Annotated in this window: 22 protein-coding genes; 8 read left to right on the top strand and 14 right to left on the bottom strand. The window is 71.5% G+C overall.

Translation table 11 applies throughout. From position 1 onward, the window contains the following. The first annotated feature begins 2 nt into the window (after positions 1–2). Together DFJ66_RS09830 and DFJ66_RS09825 are read left to right on the top strand one after the other, a co-directional pair. On the top strand, positions 3–1478 hold the full coding sequence (locus DFJ66_RS09830) for an aminotransferase class I/II-fold pyridoxal phosphate-dependent enzyme (RefSeq protein ID WP_455431423.1): 1476 nt from the start codon (positions 3–5) through the stop codon (positions 1476–1478). A gap of 19 nt (positions 1479–1497) precedes the next feature. Further along, the gene (locus tag DFJ66_RS09825; protein ID WP_121220040.1) at positions 1498–1989 is read left to right on the top strand and encodes a DUF6328 family protein; all 492 of its coding nucleotides are present in this window, start codon (positions 1498–1500) and stop codon (positions 1987–1989) included. Between the two features lie 177 nt (positions 1990–2166). Here the strand turns inward: DFJ66_RS09825 and DFJ66_RS09820 are convergent, their stop codons facing one another. The 3 genes from DFJ66_RS09820 to DFJ66_RS09810 form a co-directional block, all read right to left on the bottom strand. Further along, positions 2167–2841, bottom strand: coding sequence for a DUF6766 family protein (locus DFJ66_RS09820; RefSeq protein WP_121220038.1), 675 nt, complete (start codon positions 2839–2841; stop codon positions 2167–2169). Positions 2842–2923: 82 nt separating this feature from the next. After that, positions 2924–3277: a hypothetical protein gene (locus DFJ66_RS09815; protein ID WP_121220036.1), complete on the bottom strand. Its 354-nt coding sequence runs from the start codon at positions 3275–3277 to the stop codon at positions 2924–2926. A gap of 17 nt (positions 3278–3294) precedes the next feature. After that, positions 3295–4473, bottom strand: a complete 1179-nt coding sequence (locus tag DFJ66_RS09810; protein ID WP_121220034.1) for a zinc-dependent alcohol dehydrogenase — start codon at positions 4471–4473, stop codon at positions 3295–3297. Between the two features lie 97 nt (positions 4474–4570). Here DFJ66_RS09810 and DFJ66_RS09805 point away from each other — a divergent pair, with 97 nt between their 5' ends. Then, entirely contained in the window at positions 4571–5392 is an 822-nt protein-coding gene (locus DFJ66_RS09805) for an SDR family oxidoreductase (protein WP_121220032.1), read from the top strand. A gap of 582 nt (positions 5393–5974) precedes the next feature. Here DFJ66_RS09805 and DFJ66_RS09800 read toward each other — a convergent pair. Further along, positions 5975–6370, bottom strand: coding sequence for a ChaB family protein (locus DFJ66_RS09800; protein ID WP_121220030.1), 396 nt, complete (start codon positions 6368–6370; stop codon positions 5975–5977). Between the two features lie 50 nt (positions 6371–6420). On the opposite strand from DFJ66_RS09800, the gene DFJ66_RS09795 reads away from it, so the two are divergent. Next, positions 6421–7842, top strand: coding sequence for an aldehyde dehydrogenase family protein (locus DFJ66_RS09795; RefSeq protein WP_121220028.1), 1422 nt, complete (start codon positions 6421–6423; stop codon positions 7840–7842). On the opposite strand, the gene DFJ66_RS09790 is transcribed toward DFJ66_RS09795, so the two are convergent. After that, a complete protein-coding gene (locus DFJ66_RS09790; RefSeq protein WP_121220026.1) occupies positions 7779–8198 on the bottom strand; it encodes a nuclear transport factor 2 family protein in 420 nt (139 codons plus the stop codon). The genes DFJ66_RS09795 and DFJ66_RS09790 overlap by 64 nt on opposite strands. A gap of 78 nt (positions 8199–8276) precedes the next feature. Between DFJ66_RS09790 and DFJ66_RS09785 the strand changes: the two genes are divergently transcribed. Next, positions 8277–8780 carry a winged helix-turn-helix transcriptional regulator gene (locus DFJ66_RS09785; RefSeq protein WP_246029667.1) on the top strand — a complete coding sequence of 168 codons (504 nt, stop codon included), beginning with the start codon at positions 8277–8279 and terminating at the stop codon, positions 8778–8780. Between the two features lie 31 nt (positions 8781–8811). Here DFJ66_RS09785 and DFJ66_RS09780 read toward each other — a convergent pair whose 3' ends face one another. From DFJ66_RS09780 to DFJ66_RS09760, 5 genes are read right to left on the bottom strand one after another with little or no spacing between them, the layout of a single operon-like run. Beyond that, positions 8812–10050 (bottom strand): UDP-glucose dehydrogenase family protein, encoded by a 1239-nt coding sequence (locus DFJ66_RS09780; RefSeq protein ID WP_121220024.1) that lies wholly within the window; start codon positions 10048–10050, stop codon positions 8812–8814. Further along, positions 10008–10931, bottom strand: coding sequence for a glycosyltransferase family 9 protein (locus tag DFJ66_RS09775; protein ID WP_121220022.1), 924 nt, complete (start codon positions 10929–10931; stop codon positions 10008–10010). The genes DFJ66_RS09780 and DFJ66_RS09775 overlap by 43 nt, the downstream gene beginning before the upstream one ends. After that, positions 10928–11881 (bottom strand): glycosyltransferase family 2 protein, encoded by a 954-nt coding sequence (locus DFJ66_RS09770; RefSeq protein WP_121220019.1) that lies wholly within the window; start codon positions 11879–11881, stop codon positions 10928–10930. The genes DFJ66_RS09775 and DFJ66_RS09770 overlap by 4 nt, the downstream gene beginning before the upstream one ends. Then, positions 11878–13491 carry a carbamoyltransferase family protein gene (locus tag DFJ66_RS09765; protein WP_121220017.1) on the bottom strand — a complete coding sequence of 538 codons (1614 nt, stop codon included), beginning with the start codon at positions 13489–13491 and terminating at the stop codon, positions 11878–11880. Before DFJ66_RS09765 ends, DFJ66_RS09770 begins: the two co-directional genes overlap by 4 nt. Before the next feature lie 29 nt (positions 13492–13520). After that, positions 13521–14441 (bottom strand): NAD-dependent epimerase/dehydratase family protein, encoded by a 921-nt coding sequence (locus tag DFJ66_RS09760; RefSeq protein WP_121220015.1) that lies wholly within the window; start codon positions 14439–14441, stop codon positions 13521–13523. A 60-nt stretch (positions 14442–14501) separates the two neighbouring features. Here DFJ66_RS09760 and DFJ66_RS09755 point away from each other — a divergent pair, with 60 nt between their 5' ends. Continuing rightward, positions 14502–15347, top strand: a complete 846-nt coding sequence (locus DFJ66_RS09755) for a glycosyltransferase family 2 protein (protein ID WP_121220013.1) — start codon at positions 14502–14504, stop codon at positions 15345–15347. Positions 15348–15907: 560 nt separating this feature from the next. Here DFJ66_RS09755 and DFJ66_RS09750 read toward each other — a convergent pair. Then, complete coding sequence (locus DFJ66_RS09750; RefSeq protein WP_246029666.1) at positions 15908–16378, bottom strand: winged helix-turn-helix domain-containing protein; 471 nt, start codon at positions 16376–16378, stop codon at positions 15908–15910. A gap of 83 nt (positions 16379–16461) precedes the next feature. Between DFJ66_RS09750 and DFJ66_RS09745 the strand changes: the two genes are divergently transcribed. After that, entirely contained in the window at positions 16462–17274 is an 813-nt protein-coding gene (locus DFJ66_RS09745) for an aldo/keto reductase (RefSeq protein WP_121220009.1), read from the top strand. Positions 17275–17434: 160 nt separating this feature from the next. Here DFJ66_RS09745 and DFJ66_RS09740 read toward each other — a convergent pair whose 3' ends face one another. Continuing rightward, positions 17435–17938, bottom strand: coding sequence for a DUF2087 domain-containing protein (locus tag DFJ66_RS09740; RefSeq protein ID WP_121220007.1), 504 nt, complete (start codon positions 17936–17938; stop codon positions 17435–17437). Between the two features lie 62 nt (positions 17939–18000). Here DFJ66_RS09740 and DFJ66_RS09735 point away from each other — a divergent pair, with 62 nt between their 5' ends. Continuing rightward, entirely contained in the window at positions 18001–18867 is an 867-nt protein-coding gene (locus DFJ66_RS09735) for a hypothetical protein (protein WP_211351053.1), read from the top strand. On the opposite strand, the gene DFJ66_RS09730 is transcribed toward DFJ66_RS09735, so the two are convergent. Both DFJ66_RS09730 and DFJ66_RS09725 read right to left on the bottom strand, forming a co-directional pair. Then, on the bottom strand, positions 18777–19142 hold the full coding sequence (locus DFJ66_RS09730; RefSeq protein WP_121220005.1) for a hypothetical protein: 366 nt from the start codon (positions 19140–19142) through the stop codon (positions 18777–18779). The two genes, DFJ66_RS09735 and DFJ66_RS09730, sit on opposite strands and share 91 nt — an antisense overlap. Before the next feature lie 186 nt (positions 19143–19328). Further along, positions 19329–20483: an ABC transporter substrate-binding protein gene (locus DFJ66_RS09725; RefSeq protein WP_121220003.1), complete on the bottom strand. Its 1155-nt coding sequence runs from the start codon at positions 20481–20483 to the stop codon at positions 19329–19331. Between the last annotated feature and the right edge of the window lie 12 nt (positions 20484–20495).

The following is a 20495-nucleotide window of genomic DNA, read 5'->3' as shown; positions in this document are numbered from 1 at the left end:
CCGTGGCACACGGGCGTATGGACCACTCGAAAGCACCCGTGCTGGACGCCATCGCCGAGTACCACCGGCGCGGCCACGTGCCGTTCATCCCGCCCGGCCACAAGCAGGGGCGCGGCGTGGACCCGCGGGTGCTGGAGGTGCTGGGGAAGGACGTGTTCCGGTCCGACATCATCATGATGAACGGCCTGGACGACCGGATGATGAGCGGCGGGGTGCTGTCGGAGGCCGAGGAGCTGATGGCCGACGCCGTGGACGCGGACAAGGCGTTCTTCTCCACGTGCGGCAGCTCGCTGTCGGTGAAGACGTGCATCATCACCGTGGCGCGGCCGGGGCAGAAGCTGCTGCTGTCGCGCAACGCCCACAAGTCGGTGATCGCGGGGGTGATCATCAGCGGGGTCGAGCCGGTGTGGGTGCACCCGCGGTGGGACGCGTTCTGGGAGTGGTCCTACCCGCCCGCGCCGGACGACGTGGCGGAGGCGTTCTCGCGCGCGCCGGACGCGGTCGGCATGCTGCTGATCACGCCCACCGACTACGGGACGTGCGCGGCCATCAAGAAGACCGCCGAGGTGTGCCACGCGCACGACAAGCCGCTCATCGTGGACGAGGCGTGGGGCGCCCACCTGCCGTTCCACCCCGGTCTGCCGGCGTGGGCGATGGACGCCGGCGCGGACCTGTGCGTGACCAGCGTGCACAAGATGGGCGCGGGCCTGGAGCAGGGCTCGGTGTACCACCTGCAAGGCGACCGGGTGGACCCGGACGTGCTGTCGATGCGGTCGGACATCCTGGACACCACCAGCCCGTCCGCGCTGGTCTACGCGGGCCTGGACGGCTGGCGCCGCCAGATGGTCGAGCACGGTTCGCAGTTGCTCGACCGGACGTTGAAGCTGTGCGCCGAGGTGCGCGACCGGTTGCGCGGCCTGGTCACGGTGGTGGAGCGCGAGCACGTCGTCAGCCCCGACCGGGCCGACGACCACGACCCGCTCAAGATCGTCATGGACCTGTCCGAGCTGGGCATCTCCGGCTACACGGCCAACGAGTGGCTGCGCTCGGAGTGCGCGGTGGACGTGGGCCTGTCCGACCACCGCCGCATCGCCGCCCAGATCACCGTGGCCGACGACGAGTCCACCGCCGAACGCCTGGTGACGGCGATCGCCGCCCTGGTGGAGAAGTCGGGCTCCCTGCCGCGCGCCAAGCGGGTGGAGATCCCCGACCCGGGGGAGTTGGAGCTGGAACAGGCGATGCTCCCGCGCGAGGCCCACTTCGCCGACGCCTCCCACGTGCCCGCGCGCGAGGCGGTGGGCCGCATCTGCGCCGAGACGCTGAGCCCGTACCCGCCCGGCGTCCCCGCCGCGCTGCCCGGTGAGGTGATCACCCAGCCGGTGGTGGACTACCTGCTCAGCGGGCACGAGGCCGGGATGTACCTGCCCGACCCGACGGACGCGTCCCTGAAGACCATCAGGGTGGTTGACCAGCACTGATGCCGGGTATTCGTACCGAATGAGCGAAGCCGAACTCTCCGACCAACGCCGCTTGGCCCGCAACCTCAACGAGTTGCTCCAGGAACTGCGCGTCGCCCAGGCCGGCGTGCAGATCCTGTTCGGCTTCCTGCTGTCCATCGCCTTCACCGAGCGGTACGCGTCAGCGGACATGTACGTCCGCACGACCCACTCGATCACGATCCTCTTCGCCGCCGGCGCGGTAGCCCTGCTGACCGCACCGGCGTCCTGGCACCGCATCCTGTTCCGGAGGGGCAGGCGCGAGGACATCATCGAGGTGGCGAACCGCTTCGCGGTCCTGGGCCTGGCCTGCCTGGCCGTGGCGATGACGGGGACGATCCTGCTGCTGGCGGAAGTCATCGTGGGCGGCTGGTTGGCCATCCTGATGGGCGCGCTGGCGGCCGCGCTGTTCGGCACCTTGTGGTTCCTGCTCCCGTGGCGCGAACGCGGCCAGGACACCATCGAAGCCTCCGACGAGGCCGACCTCGACTGACTTCCGAAACGAGGTGGGCGTTGCTCGTGGCGGGGTCGGTGCCGAACCGTCCGAGGGCTCCTGCCGTCGAGTCGCCAGGCAGCGGCGCTCGCTCTGGCCGCACTTCCACGCGGCGACGGCCCCGCCGCGATCGACGCGGCGGGGCCGTCGCCGGGGAACCTCCTGAGCCGTCGCCGGTCAGCCGGACTCGTCGGTCGTGTCGTGGGGCGCGCCGACGGGTTTGGACTCCGACGAGCCGCGTTGGCGCAGGTACACGCTGAAGATGGCCATCGACCCGATCGCCAGGAACTCGGACTGCCAGTTCTGCAGCGACCGGTTCCAGAAGTCGGCCGACAGCACGTAGTCCCACCAGCTCACCGGGTCCTGGAAGTCGACGAGCTGCTCGTTGTTGTACGCGCTGCGTCCCGCGATGGACTGCGCCAGCCAGGAACCGATGAACAGCAGCAGCATGATCAGCCCGAGCGAGTTCGAGTACAGCCGCGTGCGCCACCCGCCGGCGCGGGCCCACGGCGGCGAGTTCGGTTTCGCGTGCTCGCCCAGGTACTGCTGCTCGTCGGACTCCGGGCCCAGGCGCTTCGAGGGTTTGGACTCGTTGGAGCCGCGCTGCATCAGCCACACCGTGGCGAAGATGAACAGGAAGAACTGGAGGTACTCGGACTGCCAGTTCTCCGCCACGTCCACCGCGAAGTCCGACGACGTGATGTACTGCCACAGGCCGATCGGGTCCCCGCCGTCCACCAGCCGCCGGTCGTTGAGGGCCGCGTTGCCCGCGAACGCCTGCCCCACCAGCGAGCCCAGGAACAGCAGCCCGAACACCAGCGCCAAACCGTTGTCCCGCAAGAACCTCTTCACAGCCCCATCACCCCGATGACGATGAAGCACACCAGCCCCGCCAGGACGCCGACGAGGTAGACGTAGAACATCCCGCGCTGGGTCACGGCCCACCCACCTCGCACTCGTAGGGGCGCTCGGGGACGGTCTTGCAGCCCGCGCCCGAGACGCGCCAGCCGGAGTTCAGCTCGCGCAGGAACAGCGTGTCACCCGAGGACGTGCGCACCTGTGCCGCGTCACCCCACACGTGGACCTCTTCGACGGTCCCACCCGGGATGTCCACAGTGGAGCAGTCCTGCCCGGCGCGTTCGGTCAGCAGCGAACACGCGCGCTCGTTGTCACCCGATGACGCCGCCGCCAGGAACTCCTCGGCCGCGCTCCGAACCAGGTCCGTGCTGCTCGAACCGCACGCGCTCACCACGAAAGCCGTGGCCAGCACACCCAACCACCGCATCATGTGCGGACGATAGCTCCTCATGGCTTGAGCAGCACTTTGACGGCGTTGTCGCGCTTCTGCTGGAAGATCTCGTATCCGTGCGGCGCCTGGTCCAGCGGCAGGTGGTGGGTCGCGAAGTCCTCGGTGCCCAACGGGTCGCCGTCGGTCAGCAACGGCAGGATCTCCGGCACCCAGCGCCACACGTTGGCCTGCCCCATGCGCAGCTGTACCTGCTTGTCGAACAGCGTCAGCATCGGCATCGGGTCGGCCATGCCGCCGTAGACGCCGACGACGGAGATCGTGCCACCGCGGCGGACCAGGTCGATCGCCAGGCGCAGCGCGTGCAACCGGTCCACACCCGCGGTCTTCATGAACCGGGCCGCGATGGCGTCCGGCAGCAGACCCACGGCCTGGTGGGCGAGCTTCGCGACGGGCGCGCCGTGCGCCTCCATGCCGACCGCGTCGATGACCGCGTCCGGGCCGCGCCCGTCGGTCAGGTCCTTGACGTGCTCGACGAGGTGGCTGTCCCGCACGTTCATCACGGTCACGCCCCGCTGCCGCGCCCGCGCCATGCGCTCGGGCACCAGGTCCACGCCGATGACGTTGGCGACACCCTTCTGCTTGGCGACCCGGCACGCCATGTCACCGATCGGCCCGAGCCCGAGCACGACCAGGCTGCCGCCTTCGGGGACGTTCGCGTACTCGACCGCCTGCCACGCCGTGGGGAGCACGTCGGAGAGGTAGACGAACCGGTCGTCCGGCGGACCCTCCGGCACCTTGATGGGCAGCGTGTTGCCGAACGGGACCCGCAGGAACTCGGCCTGCCCGCCGGGGACCTGCCCGTAGAGCTTGGTGTACCCGAACAGCGCCGCACCCGTGCCCTGCTCGCGCACCTGGGTGGTCTCGCACTGCGACTGGAGCCCTTGCCCGCACATGAAGCAGGTGCCGCAGGAGATGTTGAAGGGCACCACCACCCGGTCCCCGGGCTTGACCTCCGTGACCTGCGCGCCCACCTCCTCCACCACGCCCATCGCCTCGTGCCCGAGGATGTCGCCTTCGTCGATGAACGGACCCATCACCTCGTAAAGGTGCAGGTCGGAGCCGCAGATGCCGGTGGAGGTGACGCGGACGACGACGTCGGTGGGCTCCTTGATGATGGGGTCGGGGACGTCGTCCACGCGAACGTCCCGCTTGCCGTGCCAGGTGACGGCCTTCATGGCTGGACTTCTCCCTACCTCGTACTCCTGCTGCGTTTACCCCTGCTGCGTTCCCGTCACGGTGTGTCGCAAACCCGGCCGGGGGTACCCGCAGGTCATGGGCACACCACTCCCGCAGGACCGCAGGGGCGCGCCGCTGCGCGCCATCGTGACCGGCTCGGACTCGGGGATCGGGGAGGCCATCGCCGTAGCCCTGGCGGGCGGCGGCGCGGACGTCGGCATCACGTGGCACACGGACGAGGAGGGTGCCTCCAGCACCGCCGAGAAGGTCCGTGACCTGGGCGTACGGGCTGCGGTCCGCCGCTTGGACCTGTCGGACCTGCCCGCTGCCGCGTACGTGATCGACGCGATCGCGGAGGAACTCGGCGGTGTCGACGTGCTGGTGAACAACGCGGGCACCGGCTCGACCACGAAGGCGATGGACATGGACTTCGCCCTGTGGCGGCACGTGCTGTCGGTGGACCTGGACGGGGCGTTCCTGTGCTCCCAACACGCTGCGCGGCACATGATCGAGGCCGGCAAGGGCGGGCGGATCATCAACATCACGTCGGTGCACGAACACGCACCCCGCGTCGGTTCCGCGCCTTATTGCGCGGCCAAGGCAGGCTTGGGCGCGCTGACGAAGGTGCTGGCCCTGGAGCTGGCCGAACACGACATAACGGTCAATTCGGTCGCACCGGGCGAAATCTCCACCCCGATGACCGGCCAGGAAGACGTAGACCCCCGCACCCAGCCCCGCCCCGGCGTCCCCCTGGGCCGACCTGGGCACGCGAAGGAGGTGGCGGCGGTGGTGGCGTTCCTGGCGACCCCGGCGGCAGGGTACGTGACCGGCGCATCGTTCGTGGTGGACGGCGGCATGCTCCTCATGGGCCCCCAGGCCTCCGGCATGCTCACCGACACCAAGTGGCGCACCCCTTAACCCTCACGCGCCCCCACCCACGCACGCGCCCGCGCCCACGCACACACGCGCCCCTCGGCCCCCACGCACGCTCGCGCCCCTAGCCACACGCACGCGCCCGCATCCCCAGGCCCCTGCACGCGCCTCCACGCCCGCACGCGCCCCACGCCCGCAGACCCGCGCCGCTCGCAGACCCGCGCCGCCGCCCGCACCGCCACGCCCGCGCCCTACTCCACGCGCGCCCCGTCCGCAGGCAACGACCCCGAACCGCTCCCGCCATCCCGCCCGCGCGCCAGGGCCGCCCCACCTGCAGCGCGCCTCAGCCCAGGTCCGCCTCAGCCCCGCCCGACCGCGCCCGGCCCGACCGCTCCGGCCCTACCGGCTCCCGACCCCGAACCGGGTCCCGCGCCGGCACAGCCCCCCGTTTCCCGCGCTCCTCCTCATACACGGGACGCGCGAGCAGCCGATCGGTGCCAAATTCGACATGTCACCCGATAGTGGGAAGTTCCCGAAGCGGCCCGGACCAGCATGATCCTACCCCGCCCCACCTCCGAAACCGGCTGATCAGGACTCAAGGACTCAAGAACTCGAGGACTCAAGGACTCAAGAGCGAGCCTTCGCCGTCTTCCGGTTGTTCGCCTTCTTGATCGCCTCCACCAGCTCCTGCTTGGTCATGCTCGACCGCCCCGGCACGTCCAGCCGCTTGGCCAGGTCGTACAGGTGCTGCTTGCTCGCGTTCGCGTCCACGCCACCCGCCGTCTTGCCCTGCTTCGGCGTGCTGCGGGCGGCCTGCTTGTCGGAAGGTCCCTTGTGGTCCTTCGGTTCCCAGTGGTCGCCGACCTTCTCGAACGAGTGCTTCAACGCCGAGAACGCCGTGCGGTGGGCGCGTTCGCCCTCGCCGTACGTCTCCACCGCCGAGTCGTGTGCCTTGATCCACGTCCGCTGCGCCTTCTTCGGCGACCGGGCGACCGTGCTGGGCAGTTCCTTGCGTCCAGGCATGGCTGCTCCTCCCTGGTGTTTGCCAGTCGCGCCTCGGGTACCCGGTCGCCATGACCGACATGCGTGCCCTCGATATCCGCAGCCCCCGTGACGGCCACCCCGTCGGCCACCTCCCCACCGCCTCCGAGCACGACATCGCCGGTGCCGTGCTCACCGCGCGGGAGGTCCAGCCGAAGTGGGCCGCGACGCCGGCTGCCGAGCGCGGGGCGGCGCTGCGGCAGGCGGCCGGGGTGTTGCGGGCGCATGCCGATGAGGTGGCCACGGTGTTGGAGCAGGAGACCGGGCGGCCGGTGGCGTCGGCGCGGGAAGGGGTGTTGGCCGGCGTGTCCACCCTGGAGCAGTACGCCGAGCTCGGGCCGGTCCACCGTGGACGGTCGTTGCTGGGGTCGTGGGACGCCGCCGACTTCATGGTGCCCGAGCCGCGGGGCGTGGTGGTGGCGTTGACGCCGTGGAACGACCCGGTCGCGGTCGCGTGCGGGCTCATCGGTGCCGCCCTGGTGACCGGCAACGCCGTCGTGCACAAGCCCAGCGAACGCTGCCCGCACACCGGCCTGCTCATGGGGCAGCTCGTCGCCGAGTCCTTCCCGGACGGCGTCCTGCAAACCCTGATCGGCAACGGTCAGGTCGGCGCGCGCCTGGCCGCCGACCAGCACGTGGACGTCGTCGCCCACGTCGGCGGCACGGCCACCGGGCGCTCGATCCTCGCCGCCACCGCCAAGACCGGCGCCAAGGCGCTGCTGGAGAACGGCGGCAACGACGCCCTCGTCATCGACGCCGACGTGGACCCCAAGTGGGCGGCGGCGCAGGCGGCGCTGGGGGCGTTCACCAACGCGGGTCAGCTGTGCACGTCCGTGGAGCGCATCTTCGTCCACGAGGCCGTCGCCGACGAGTTCCTCCAGGCCCTGGAAGCCGAGGCGCGCAACTGGGTGGCGCAGCCGCTCGTGGACGTCGAGCACCGCAAGCTCGTGCACGCCCACGTCGCCGAGGCGGTCGCGGACGGGGCCGAGGTGCTGATCGGCGGCGAGGTCCCGGACGGTCCGGGCGCGTTCTACCCGGCGACCGTGCTCACCCGCTGCACCCCGGACATGCGCGTGATGCGCCAGGAGACCTTCGGCCCGGTCGCACCCGTCTGCGTGGTGGAGTCCTTCGAGGAAGGCCTGGCCGAGGCGGTGGTGGACGAGCACGGTCTGGCCGCGACGGTCCTGACGGGGTCGATGGCGCACGCGCAACAGGCGTGGCGGGCGTTGCCGGTCGGCACGGTCAAGGTCAACGCGGTGTTCGGCGGCGCACCCGGCGGGGCCGCGCAGCCCCGGCGGATGTCGGGCACCGGCTTCGGCTACGGCCCCGAGCTGCTGGACGAGATGACCACCGTCAAGGTCGTGCACCTCGGCCAGGCCCAGCCCCGGCGTCAGGCGGAGGCGGACTGGCGGCGCACGGCCTCGGCCAGCCGCGCGGTGTCCTCCAGCACGTAGTCGTCGACCATGCGCCCCCAGCGCAGCCGCACCCACTGCACGCCCTCGTTGCGGTAGGGCGTGCCGTCGGCCAGCTTCGCCTCGACGTGGAAGCGGGTGACCACGGTCGTGTTCCACGGCCACCCGCGCGCGATGACCTCGTAGGGCGTCAGCCGGATGCCGGGGAACAGGTCGAGCAGGTCGCGGAACCACCGGTCGAAGGCGTCCCGACCGGTGAAGGACGCGGCCGGCGGCGCGTCGCCGACGAACCGGAACCGCACGTCCGGGTCGGCCAGCCGGACCGCCGCGCGGTAGTCCCCGTCGGCGATGCGCGCCCACAGGCTCCGGACTTTGGCGCGCACGATCGCGTGGTACATGTGTCCTCCCGGGAGTGGCTTGCAAACAGCAAGCTACTTGGGTGACTTGTTCATCGCAAGCCACTACCCTCCACACCCGTGAACAGAGACCGCTTCACCGCGATGGCGTGCTCGGTGGCGCGCACGTCGGGCCTGATCGGCGACCCGTGGACCCTGCTGGTCCTGCGCGACCTGTTCCTGGGCTTGACTCGGTTCGACGAGCTGCACCGCGACTTGGGCGTGGCGACCAACGTCCTGTCCGACCGCCTCGACCGGCTCATGTCCGCCGGCCTGGTCGAACGCAAGCCCTACCAGCGCAACCCCGTGCGCTACCGCTACGAGCTCACCGAGCCGGGCAAGGAGCTGTACGGGGTGGTCCTGAGCCTGCTGGCGTGGGGCGACCGCTACATGGCCGTCGACGGGGCACCGATGGAGCTGGTGCACCGGGACTGCGGCGAGCTCACCACACCGCTCGTGACCTGCGACAACTGCGGCGGAGAGCTGCACGTGGACGACGTCGAGGTGCGGCCCGGACCCGGTGGCCGGCACGCGCCGGGCACGGTCGTCATCGCCGAGCTGCTCACCGGCCACTCGGGGTCGTGACGGACGTCAGCGGCCCAAGTCGGCGGCCAAGTCAGCGGCCCAGCGCGACCAACTGGAAACCGCTCTCGGTGACCTTGTCCGCCGGCAGCAGGTTGCGGGTGTCCACGATGACGGGGCACGCCATCCCGGCCGCCAACGCGGGCCAGTCCAGTTCGGCGAACTCGGGCCACTCGGTCAGCACCACCAGGGCGGCGGCACCACGGGCAGCGGCGGCGGGTGAATCGGTGACCCGCACCGGTCCGGCGTCGTGGTCCACGCAGGGGTCGTAACCCGCCAGCACCGCGCCTTCCCGCGCCAGCAGGTCGGCCACGGCCAACGCGGGGGAGTCGCGCAGGTCGTCGGTGCCGGCCTTGAACGTCAACCCCAGCAACCCGATCCGCTTGCCCCGCAACGCCCCGACCGCCGCCCGCACCTTGTCCACGACCCGGTGCGCCTGGCGCTCGTTCGTGTCGATAGTGGCGCGCAGCAACGAGAAGTCGACGTGCTTCTCGTCCGAAGTGGACAGTAGTGCCTTGGTGTCCTTGGGGAAGCAGGACCCGCCCCAGCCCGGACCCGGCCGCAGGAACGCCGACCCGATGCGCTCGTCCAGCCGCATCCCCTCGGTGACGTCCTCGATGTCCGCGCCCGCCTCCTCGCACAGCTCGGCCAGGCTGTTGACGTAGGACAGCTTCATGGCCAGGAAGCAGTTGCTGGCGTACTTCACCAGCTCCGCGCTGGCCCGGTCGGTCACCAGCGCCGGAGCGTTCGGGTAGAGGGCGACGACTCGCCGCGCCGGCTCCTCCTCGCCGCCCACGACGATCCGCTGCGGGCGCAGGAAGTCGTCCACCGCGTGGCCCTCGCGCAGGAACTCCGGGTTGGCCACCACCGGCACCGGCTGCGACCGGGCGATCCGGTCGGACGTGCCCGGCGGCACCGTGGACTTCACCACCAGCACGCAGTCGGTCAGCTCGGCCTCGGCCAGCACCGCCTCCACCGCACTGAGGTCCGCCGCGCCGTCCTCGGCGGTCGGCGTGGGCACGCACAGGAACACGAAGTCCACATCGGACAGCGCGGGACCGTTGCCCAGCACGAACTCCAGTGAGCCGTCGTGCACGCCGTCGGCCACCAGCTCCGCCAGGCGCGGCTCGTGCGCGGTCACCTCCGCCCGCCGCAGCGCCGCCACCTTGCCGGCGTCCACGTCCGCGCACACCACGCGGTGCCCGAGGTGGGCGAAGCAGGCGGCGGTGGTCAGACCGACATAGCCCGCGCCGATGACACCGATCCGGGCCATGACACACCTCCCAACGCCGTCAACACTTCCTCGACGGTGATCTCGAGCAGGCCGGGGTCGGGCTCGTCGGCGAACGTGTCGCCGGTCCGGCCGTGCCACAGGACTTTGTGGGGACCCGAGCGCGGACCCCAGTGGGCCGGCGACACCGGCCCGAACAGCAGGACCGAGGGCGTCCCGTAAGCGGTGGCGACGTGCGCGACACCGGTGTCCCCGCAGATCACCGCCCGTGCGCCCGCCACGAGGTCCAGCAACTCCGCCAGGCTGCCCACCTGGACGCGTGACGCGCCCGCCGACGCCACGGCCCGCGCCAGCCCCGCCTCGGCGGGACTGCCGGTCACCACGGCGTCGGACCCGATCGCCCGCACCACGGCCGCGAACCGCTCCACCGGCCACCGCCGCGCGCCGTGCGACGCGCCGGGGTGCACGACCACCGGCCCGTCCCGGTGGGCGAACTCGCCCGAGCCCTGACGCGCGGTGGGGACGGCCGGGTCGAGGTGCAGGTTCTCCGGGTCGCACGGGATGCCGTGCCGCGCCAGCAATCGGCACCAGCGGTCCACCTCGTGCTGGTCGTGGCGCCACGGCACGTGCGTGCCGTGCGTGATCAGCCGTTTCGGGTTGGTCACCCGCAGCAGGTCCACGCTGCGCGGCCCGGACCCGTGCAGGTTCACCGCCAGGTCGGGGCGGTCGAAGTCGATCGGCACCAGGCCCTCGGTGGGCAGCAGCCGGTCCACCGCGTCGATCCGGTCCACCGCGTCGGACAGCCACGCGGGCGCGGCCAGGGTGATCTCCGCGTCCGGGAACGCCCGCCGCAGCCCGCGCAGGGCGGGCACGGCCGTCAGCAGGTCGCCCAACCCCAACGCACGCAACACCAACACCCTCATGGACGCACCGCCCGGTGCCGGAGCTCGCCGCGCAACCGGTGCACGCACGCGGCCGGCGGGATGGCGACGCTCGTCACCAGCATCCGCACGACCTCGTCACGCGTCCGAGGCCCGGGAGCGATGCGCTCCAAGGCGAACTTCCCCGTCAGGACCGCCCACACCGCCCCGGTGACCAGGGCCAATCGCGACCGCAACAGTCCGAAGAGGATGGTCAAGCCGAACGCCGCCGTGGTCACCGCGTGCCGGCGCAACGTGCCGGGGTGCCCGCCGATCCGGGACCGCCAACCCGTGCCCAGCAGGCGGCGCATCAACGCGTCGTCGGCGTTGCCGCGCTGCTGCTTGAGGCTGGCGAAGAAGTCGGACTGCCGCACCGGGTGCGTCGTCTGCCGCGACCCGCGCACGATCCGGTACCCGTGCTCCTGCACGCGCAACGCCAACTCCGCGTCCTCCCGGTAAGCCCGGGGGAAGCGCTCGTCGAACCCGCCCGCGTGCACCAGGGCCGCCCGCCGGTACGCCATGTCCGCCGTGATCCACTTCGCGTCCGCCAGGCCCGCCGTCCCGCGCTCCCAGTCCGTGGGCGCCCGGTCCTCGGGCAGCGGCACGGTGATGCGTGCCTGCGAGGCCCCGACGTCGAGGTCCGCCGCGTCCAGGTCGGCCGCGAGCTGCTTCTTCCAGTCGTGCGGCGGGACCACGTCGTCGTCCAAGAACGCGATCCACTCGCAGCACGCCGCCCGCCAGCCGACGTTGCGCGCCGCCGCCGGGCCCCGCCCGCCGCTGTGCAGCACGCGCGCGCCGTGCGTGGGCGGCAACGGGCCACCGGGGTCGGGTCGGTCGTCCACCACGATCACCTCGCGCGGCGGCGGACCGGACCCGTGCTCCAGCGCGTCCAGCACCACTCTGAGGCTCTCCCGGCCCACGGTCGGGATCACCACGGCATAGTCGGGACTCATCGCCGCACCACGAACTTCCCGATCGCCAGCAGGTCCACCGGCGAGGAGCCGAAGCACTCCAGCGCGTCCCGCGGGTCGTCCACCATCGGCCGCCCGGCGGTGTTCAGGCTGGTGTTCACGATCACCGGCACGCCCGTGCGCTCGGCGAACCGCTCCAGCACCCGTGCCACCAGCGGTTCTGTGGTCGGGTCGACGGTCTGCACACGCGCGGTGCCATCCACGTGCACCACTGCCGGGATGCGGTCCCTCCACTCAGGACGGACGTCGTGCACGAAGAGCATGTAAGGACTGGGCAACGGTCCACGCGTGAACAGCCCGGACGCCCGGTCCGCCAGCACCATCGGCGCGATCGGCCGGAACTGCTCGCGCCCCTTCACGTCGTTCATCCGCTCCAGGTTCTCGGCGTAGCACGGGTTCGCCAGCAGCGACCGGCGACCCAACGCGCGCGGCCCGTACTCGCTGCGACCCTGGAACCACGCCACGACCTTGTTGTCCGCCAACGCCTGCGCGACCTCCTCGGCCACGTCCGCGGGCTCCTCGTAGGAGATCTTGGCCCGCTTCAGGTACGCCTCGATCTCGTCGTCGCTCCAGCCGCGCCCGAGGTCCGCGCCCGGCATGGCGGCGGCGGGCTCGCCGGCCTCGGCCACCACGTGCAGCGCCGCGCCCAGCGCGGTACCGGCGTCACCGGCGGCCGGCTGCACCCACACCTCGTCGAACGGCCCCTCGGCGAAGATCCGCGTGTTCGCCACGCAGTTCAGCGCCACACCGCCGGCCATCGTCAGCCGCCGCTGCCCGGTGCGCTCGTGCAGCCACCGCACCAGGTCCAGCAGCACCTCTTCGAGCCGGACCTGCACGCTGGCGGCCAGTTCGGCGTGCTCACGGGTCATCTCGTCGTCCGCGCCGCGCCGCTTGGCCAGCGTCTGCCAGTCGACCGGCGTGACGCGGAAACCGCCGTCGTCGGTCGCCTTGATGTGCTCCCGCATGAGGTCCAGGTGCACGGGCTTGGCGTAGGAGGCCAGTGCCATCACCTTGTACTCGTCGCTGGACCGCAGGAACCCCAGGTGCTCGGTCAGGTCCTCGTACAGCAGGCCCAGGGAGTGGGGTAGCTTTTGAGCTGCAAGCGTCTCCAGCCGGTGCCCGCGGTAGCTGCCCGCGAGGTGCGACCCGCACTCACCGCGCCCGTCGGACACCAGCACCGCGCAGTCACCGTCGAACGGTGCCGCCAGACCCGTGGACCCGGCGTGGGCCACGTGGTGCGGCACGAACCGCACGATCCCCGGGTCCAGGCCGGGCAGGGCCGTGGCCAGGAACTGCGGCGCGCGGCGGGCGTACTCCGTGCGCAGGTCCTCCCACGGCACGTCGTTCGGCTCGACCAGCGCCGGGTCGTAGGAGTAGGCGACCGCGTCCAGGTCACCCGGCGACAGCCCGGCGTGCGCCAGGCACCACCGGGCGGCCTGCTCCGGCAGTTCCCACGCCGAGAACGGCACCGGCCGCTTGCCGTGTTTGCGCCGGGAGAACCGTTCCTCCTCGGCGGCGGCCACGATGCGTCCGTCCACGACGAGCGCTGCGGCGGGGTCGTGGAAGATCGCGTTGATCCCGAGCACGCGCACGGTCGTCCCCTTTCTCCGTTGGCTGGCGACTACCCGACGAGAAGTCGGTCAAACGAGCGGCGCAGACCCTCGGCGAGGTCGATCCGCGGCTCCCACCCCAGGACCTCGCGGGCCAGGGAGATGTCCGGCCGGCGGCGGCGCGGGTCGTCCTCCATGGGCTCGACGTGCCGGATCTCCGACGAGCTGCCGGTCGCTTCGACCACCCGGCGGGCCACTTCGAGGACGGTGACCTCCTCGGGGTTGCCGAGGTTGATCGGCCCGGGGTGGTCGCTGTGCGCCATCGCGATCAGGCCGCGGACCAGGTCGTCCACGTGGCACAACGACCGCGTCTGGCTGCCGTCGCCGTGGACGGTCAGCGGCTCGCCGCTCAGGGCCTGGTCGAAGAACGTGGGGATCATGCGGCCGTCGTCGGTGCGCATGCGCGGGCCGTAGGTGTTGAAGATCCGCACAATGCCGGTGTTCGTGCCGTACTCCCGCCGAAACGCGCAGGTCAGCGCTTCACCAAACCGCTTCGCTTCGTCGTAGACACTGCGCGGCCCGATCGGGTTGACGTTCCCCCAGTAGCTTTCCTTCTGCGGGTGTTCCAGCGGATCGCCGTACACCTCGCTGGTGGAGGCGACCACGATCCGGGCGCCCTTGGTCTTCGCGAGCTCCAGCGCGTGCAGCGTGCCCAGACCGCCGGACTTCATCGTGCCGACCGGGTCGCGCAGGTAGTCCACGGGGGAGGCGGGGCAGGCCAGGTGCATCACCAGGTCGACCGGCCCGAGCAGGTCCAACGGCTTGCCGACGTCGGCGACCACCACGCCGACCCCGGCCGGGACGTTGTCCCGAGACCCGGTCCGGAAGTCGTCCACGCAGGTGACCGCCGTGCCCCGCTTGAGCAGCGCCTCGCACACGTGCGACCCCAGGAAGCCGGCGCCGCCGGTCACCACAGCCCTTTCGAAGCCCATGTCGAGGAGCTACCCGTGGAATCGGGGTGTAACCACTTGTTGTGCGGGTAGTACCCGGCGGTGGAGGGGACGACGGTGGTGATCGCCACGCGCGACCGCGTGGCCGACCTGACGCGCACCCTCACCCGGTTGGCGGAGCTGGACGTGCCGGTCGTCGTGGTGGACAACGGATCATCCGACGACACCGTGCGTGTTTCCCGCCGATTCCCGCGTGTCGAAGTCCTCCCGATGGGCCGCAACCTCGGAGCCATCGCCCGCAACCACGGCGTCCGACACGCAAGCACCCCGTACGTGGCTTTCTCCGACGACGACTCGTGGTGGTCTCCTGACGCTCTGCCCCGTGCGGAGGACTTGTTCTCGCGGCACCCGCGCTTGGGCCTGATCGCCGCCAAGACCCTGGTAGAGCCCTCCGGCCGGGTAGACCCGATCTGCGAGGACATGGCTTCGTCCCCGCTGGGTCAGTCGGCGGACCTGCCGGGCCCGTCGGTCTTCGGCTTCTTGTGCTGCGCGTCGATCGTGCGGCGAAGCGCGTTCCTGGAGGTGGGCGGCTTCCACCCGTTGCTGTTCTTCAGGGGTGAGGAGCGCTTGTTCGCCTGGGACCTGGCGGCGAGAGGCTGGGCGTGCGCGTACGTGGACTCGGTAACAGCCCACCACCACCCTTCCCCAACCCGAGCCTCCCCCTCAGCCGGCCGCCGCCGAGAACTCCGCAACGACCTGCTCACCACCTGGCTCCGCCGCCCACCCGCGGTAGCGATCCGCGCAGCCCTACACCTGGCCCGCCAGGCAGCGCACGACCCCGCCGCCCGCGGCGCGTTGGCTGAGGCACTTCTCCGGCTGCGGCCGGTACTCAGATCGCGCCACCGGCTTCCTCCACATGTCGAGCAGCAGATAGGCCGAATGGCCTGATCCGGCGGTAGGGTGATCAGCGGCCTCGGGTCCGGTGTCTCGGGTCCGTGTCTCGGGTCCGGTTGGGTTCCACCCCATCGAGTGACATACAGGATCTGCGACCAAACGCCGACTCGCGCGTCCCGTAGAGAGGAAGGAACGCGGGAGGCGGGACGGGGGCGTGGTCGCGGCTCCCGAGGCGCAGGTCAGGAAGCGTCGGCTTGGCCTGGCCTGGCCTGGCTTGGCGGGGCATGGCCGGGCATGGCCGGGCCGGAAGGCAGCGCGCGAGGCCAGGCGAGGACCGGGCCGGCGCGCACGTCCAGGCGGCCGACCGGCGGTGGCGCGGCGGGCTGGCCGGCGGTGGTGCGGCTGGCTGGCTGGCCGGCGGTGGCTCGGCTTATTGGCGGTGGCGGGGCGGGCTGGCCGGCCGGCGGTGGCGGCCGTGGCGGGACGTTTGCGAGGGCCGTGGGCGAGGGTGGGCCGTGGGCGAGGGCGGGTCGTGAGGGGGCGCGGGCGAAGCGCAGGTCGGTGGGGGCCGCCGGCGGAGGGGCCGCTGGCAGAGGGGGTACGCGGCGGAGGGGTCAGCCGGCTAGGGCGTCGTGTTCGACCGAGACCGCGAACGGGTTGTCCACGCGGTAGCCGACGCCGCGGACCGTGGTGATCAGGGAGGCGGCCTCGCCGAGTTTGCGGCGGATTCGGCGTACGTGCACGTCGACCGTTCGGGTGTCCACGAACGAGGTCGCGCCCCAGACGCTGTTCATCAGCGCCGTTCGTCGGTGGACCTGCCTGGGGTGGGTGCACAGGTGGTGCAGCAGGTCGAACTCCAGCCTCGTCAGCTCCACGTCCCGGCCCCGGTGCAGCACGCGGCGCGAGTCGGCCAGGATGCGCAGTTCCGCTCGGGGCAGGGGCAGGTCCACCACCACCTCCGCGGCGGGCACGTCCAGGGCCTCGCGCAGCGTCTCCGCCAGGTGCGCGGCGGTGTCCACCACCTGCCCGGACGGTGCGCTCAGGCGGATGGAGACGGTCACCTCCACGGTCGTCACCTCGGTCACGGGACTGATCGGACCAGACGATCCACAACCCGGTCAACGCCGTCCAGGACGTGGGAGTCGTTGACAGGGCGCATGATTACCCCATGACGACCATCACCCTCAACAACGGCGTCACCATGCCGCAGCTCGGGTTCGGCGTGTTCCAGGTGTCCAATCAGGACACCGAGGCGGCGGTCCGCGAAGCGCTCCGCGTCGGTTACCGCAGCATCGACACCGCGGCCATCTACGGCAACGAGGAGGCCGTCGGCCGCGCCATCGCCGACCAGCCCCGCGACGACCTGTTCATCACCACCAAGCTGTGGAACTCCGACCAGGGCTACGACGAGGCCCTGCGCGCGTTCGACACCAGCGTCGCCAAGCTCGGCCTCGACCAGCTCGACCTCTACCTGATCCACTGGCCCGCCCCGAAGCGCGACCGCTACGTCGACAGCTGGCGCGCCCTGGGCAAGCTGCTCGCCGACGGCCGCGTCCGCGCGATCGGCGTGTCCAACTTCCAGCCCAGCCACCTCGAACGCGTGATCGACGCGACCGGCACCGTGCCCGTGCTCAACCAGGTCGAGCTGCACCCGCGCCTCCAGCAGGCCGACCTGCGCCGCTTCCACACCGAGCACGGCATCGTCACCGAGGCGTGGAGCCCGTTGGCCCAGGGCGGTGACCTGCTGCGCGACGACGTGATCACGAGCATCGCAGACAAGCACGGCCGCACCCCGGCTCAGGTCGTGCTGCGCTGGCACCTCCAGCTCGGGAACGTCGTCATCCCCAAGTCGGTGACGCCCAGCCGCATCGCGGAGAACTTCGACGTGTTCGACTTCGAGCTCGACCAGTCCGACCTGGACCGGATCGCGACCCTGGACACCGGCGACCGCATCGGACCCCACCCGGACCACTTCAGCTGACGACACCGACACTGCCACCTGTGCACGAACGCTGACGACCGCACGTGACGGCGGCGCGTGACGACCGCGCGTGATCACTGCATGTGATCACTGCAGGTGAAGGCGGCACGTGCAGTCTGCACGTGCAGGCTGTGATGCAGGTGACAGCGGGGGTGGAGCGTCAGTCGACCTCGACCGGGCCGCCGGAGCGCCAGTAGTGACCGTCGGCCCGGTCCAGCAACCCCTCGTCCACCAGGTACCGGCGCACGGTCACGTGGTCGACCTCGCCGCCCTCGCAACACCGGCGCAACTCGTCGGTCACCTCGCGTTCGCTGTACCGACGACCCGGCTCGAACACCACGCACACCCGTTCCAGCACCTCGCGCCGACGTCCGCGCTGTGCCGGCAGCTTGAGCAGGCGTCCGTCCCGCAGGAACGGATCCTCCTTCGGCCGCTCCACGCGGGCCAGGTGTGTGAAGACCTCCTCCCGCAGGACCAGCACCTCGCCGTAGGCTTCCACCAATCCCGCGGTGCGGAGCCTGCGCAGCGCCCGGTCCACGACGCGGTTGTCCAAACGGGTCGCTTCCGTGATCTCCGTAACGTTGCGGGCACCCAGGACCAGCGCGGCCACCACGCGCAACCGGTCTGGACCGGCGAGGAGTCCGATCAGCGCATCAGGGGTCACGCTTAGAGCTAACCGAAGCCGGCGCTCTGGTGCACGCGCATTTCGGGCGGACCTTAATACCCGTGCGCACTGATCACCTCTTCCCCATGGCGTCGGTGGAGCCGGTTTTCGGCATGCCCACCGAGAACGCCCGCAAGTTCCAGCAGGTGGCCGCTGAGCAGGACCTCGTCATCGACGTGCGGGCGACCAACCCGCACTCGGTGGCCTGGCTGCGCGACGGCGCGTTGCCCAAGCCCGAGGCCGTGAAGGCGAAGACCATCGACGACCTGGACGTCCGCCTCGGCGCCCGCCACCGCTACCGCGGCCTGGTCGGGTTCTTCCGGCCGCGGTTACCCCGCTACGGCGTCACGGACCGGTTGCTGAAGCGCTTCACCCAGCGCTGCGAGGAGTTCGACCTCCTGCGATCGAAGATGGCGCTGCTGGAACGGCTCGGTGAATACCTCGTGCGCGACGGCGTCGTGCACGGCTACGACCGGCGCGGGGTGCTGCGCCCGCTGACCGGCGACCACGACGTGTTCGACATCCACGCCTCCGGCGGCCTGCCGCTGACCGGAAAGCGCTACGACCGGGCCGTCGCCACGATGATCGACCTGGACATGGGTGTCACCCACGGCGCCCACATGTACTGGCGGCCGACCACCGCCGCCGACCGGTCGATGTTCGAGTCGATCGCCCGCAGCAGCAGCCCGAAGCTGCGCTTCCACCCCGACGGCACGATGACCGCGGGCGACTACCGGCGGTTGGACGGCGCGGTGGCGGTGGGTGAGCAGCGGCGCCTTGACGGCGCGGTGGCCGTGGGTGAGCAGCGGCGGTTGGAGGGCGCGGTGGCCGTGGGGGATTACCGGCGGGTGACCGCGGGCACCAGCGCGATGACCAGGCCGGCTACCGCCGAACGCCCGTTGGCGACCGTTTCCAGTGTCGGCAGCTGAAGCCAGGAGGTGGACGCGTCGACGCCGTCGAGGTAGAGCTTGCCGTACACCAGGAGCAGCGCGATGCCGTACAGGCGGGCGTACTGGTGCTTCCACGCCAGCGCCAGCCCGACCAGCCCGGTGCACACGTGCAGGGCCTGGTTCCCCGTGCTCATCGGCAGGACCGGCACCAGCGCGAACACGATCTGGAGCGAGCCGACGACGAGTGCGAGCAGCTGGGCGCGGGTCAGCCAGGGGCGCGTCTCGGTGTCGCCCTTCTCGACCTTGTCCTTCACGGGTGCCTCTTTCCGCATGTCCGCCGGGTACCCCGGTCGCCGCGGCACGACGCCCGGGTCCGGTCACCTTGCCCTGCTCCACGCACGGATGTCCCCACTTTCGGGGGTGTCGTCGGTGAACGGCATGGGCGCTGGTGTGAACGGTTCGCTGCCAACGATCTGCAACTTGCAAGCTACAAAAGGAACTCAGCGCAGCAGGGCGGCGAGGCGGGGCTGCGTGTCGGTCACGGCGTCGGCGGGCGGGCGGTCCTCGTGCAGCACTGCGCGCAGCATGGTCGACAGCTCGGCGGAGACCTCCGGGTGGCGCGGGGTGTAGGGGGAGCGGGCGGAGGTGAGCTGGGTGGTGAACGCGGGCAGGTTGGGGTCCCACTGCCAGCCGGGGTCGCGCGCGGTGTCCGGCCGGTTGGGCACCGCCTGGAGCGCCGCGCCGAACTCGGTGGCGTTGTCGCGCTCCTCCGCGAGCCACCGCAGCACGTCCCACGCCCGGTCGGCGTGCGGGCTGCCGGCGCCCACCACCCACGCCTCGCCGCCGACGAGGGACGCGGTGCCGGCGGGTCCGGCGGGCAGGGGTGCGGCGGCCCAGTCGAGACCGGCCTGGTTGAGCGCGGGGACGGCGCGCGGGCCGTTCACCATCATCGCGCACCGGCCTTCTGTGAACGCGGTGGTGACGTCGGAGTTGTTCCACCGCAGGGAGTCCGGGTGCGCATAAGCCACCAGCGAGTCCATAAAGGACACCGAAGAAGCCGTGATGTCCCGCAGGTCCCCGCCGGACTGCCACAGCAACGGCAGGAACGTGCCGGTCAGGTCGTCGCCCGGCGCGGCGGCCAGGCACAGGCCCCACCGCCCCGCCCCGGTCAGCGACTGGGCCTTGACCCGCAGGTCCTGCCACGTCGTGGGCGGTCCGGCGACCCCGCCCGCGGCGAACAGGTCGCGGTTGACCAGCAGGGCGGTGGTCTCGGTGCGCAGCGGCACGCCGTAGTAGCGGCCGTCGTGCCGGACGCTGTCCCGCGCCGGGCCGACGAACCCGGGGTCCCAGCCGGCGAACCGGCCGCTCAGGTCGGTCAGGGCGGAGGCGGCGGCCAGGCGGGGGAGCGCGGCGACGTCCACGACCGCGATGTCGGGCCGCGGGCCGCGCTCCAGCTCCTGCTCCAGCTGCGGCACGGTCGTGCGCTTGATCTCGACGTTCGGGTGGGCCGCGTGGTAGCGGGCGATCAGGGACCCGACGGCCTGGTTGGCGACGGGGGAGTGGTCCAGGTGGTCCCACCAGGTCAGGGTCACGTGCTCCGGGGGCGCGGTCGCGCACGCCGCCACCAGCAGGACCGCCGTGAGCACCGCGCGCATGCCGCTCCCTAC

The sequence above is a fragment of the Saccharothrix variisporea genome, assembly GCF_003634995.1.
Taxonomy (GTDB): Bacteria; Actinomycetota; Actinomycetes; order Mycobacteriales; family Pseudonocardiaceae; genus Actinosynnema; species Actinosynnema variisporeum.
The sequence above is the reverse complement of the archived record's forward strand: the minus strand, read 5'-3'. Positions and strand labels throughout refer to the sequence as shown.

What these genes read in the sequence shown, in the direction of transcription:
- DFJ66_RS09825 (WP_121220040.1), top strand. Translation starts at nt 1,498, where the DNA reads ATGAGCGAAGCCGAACTCTCCGACCAACGCCGCTTGGCCCGCAACCTC.
- DFJ66_RS09815 (WP_121220036.1), bottom strand. Translation starts at nt 3,277, where the DNA reads ATGATGCGGTGGTTGGGTGTGCTGGCCACGGCTTTCGTGGTGAGCGCG.
- DFJ66_RS09810 (WP_121220034.1), bottom strand. Translation starts at nt 4,473, where the DNA reads ATGAAGGCCGTCACCTGGCACGGCAAGCGGGACGTTCGCGTGGACGAC.
- DFJ66_RS09805 (WP_121220032.1), top strand. Translation starts at nt 4,571, where the DNA reads ATGGGCACACCACTCCCGCAGGACCGCAGGGGCGCGCCGCTGCGCGCC.
- DFJ66_RS09800 (WP_121220030.1), bottom strand. Translation starts at nt 6,370, where the DNA reads ATGCCTGGACGCAAGGAACTGCCCAGCACGGTCGCCCGGTCGCCGAAG.
- DFJ66_RS09795 (WP_121220028.1), top strand. Translation starts at nt 6,421, where the DNA reads ATGACCGACATGCGTGCCCTCGATATCCGCAGCCCCCGTGACGGCCAC.
- DFJ66_RS09790 (WP_121220026.1), bottom strand. Translation starts at nt 8,198, where the DNA reads ATGTACCACGCGATCGTGCGCGCCAAAGTCCGGAGCCTGTGGGCGCGC.
- DFJ66_RS09780 (WP_121220024.1), bottom strand. Translation starts at nt 10,050, where the DNA reads ATGGCCCGGATCGGTGTCATCGGCGCGGGCTATGTCGGTCTGACCACC.
- DFJ66_RS09775 (WP_121220022.1), bottom strand. Translation starts at nt 10,931, where the DNA reads ATGAGGGTGTTGGTGTTGCGTGCGTTGGGGTTGGGCGACCTGCTGACG.
- DFJ66_RS09770 (WP_121220019.1), bottom strand. Translation starts at nt 11,881, where the DNA reads ATGAGTCCCGACTATGCCGTGGTGATCCCGACCGTGGGCCGGGAGAGC.
- DFJ66_RS09760 (WP_121220015.1), bottom strand. Translation starts at nt 14,441, where the DNA reads ATGGGCTTCGAAAGGGCTGTGGTGACCGGCGGCGCCGGCTTCCTGGGG.
- DFJ66_RS09745 (WP_121220009.1), top strand. Translation starts at nt 16,462, where the DNA reads ATGACGACCATCACCCTCAACAACGGCGTCACCATGCCGCAGCTCGGG.
- DFJ66_RS09725 (WP_121220003.1), bottom strand. Translation starts at nt 20,483, where the DNA reads ATGCGCGCGGTGCTCACGGCGGTCCTGCTGGTGGCGGCGTGCGCGACC.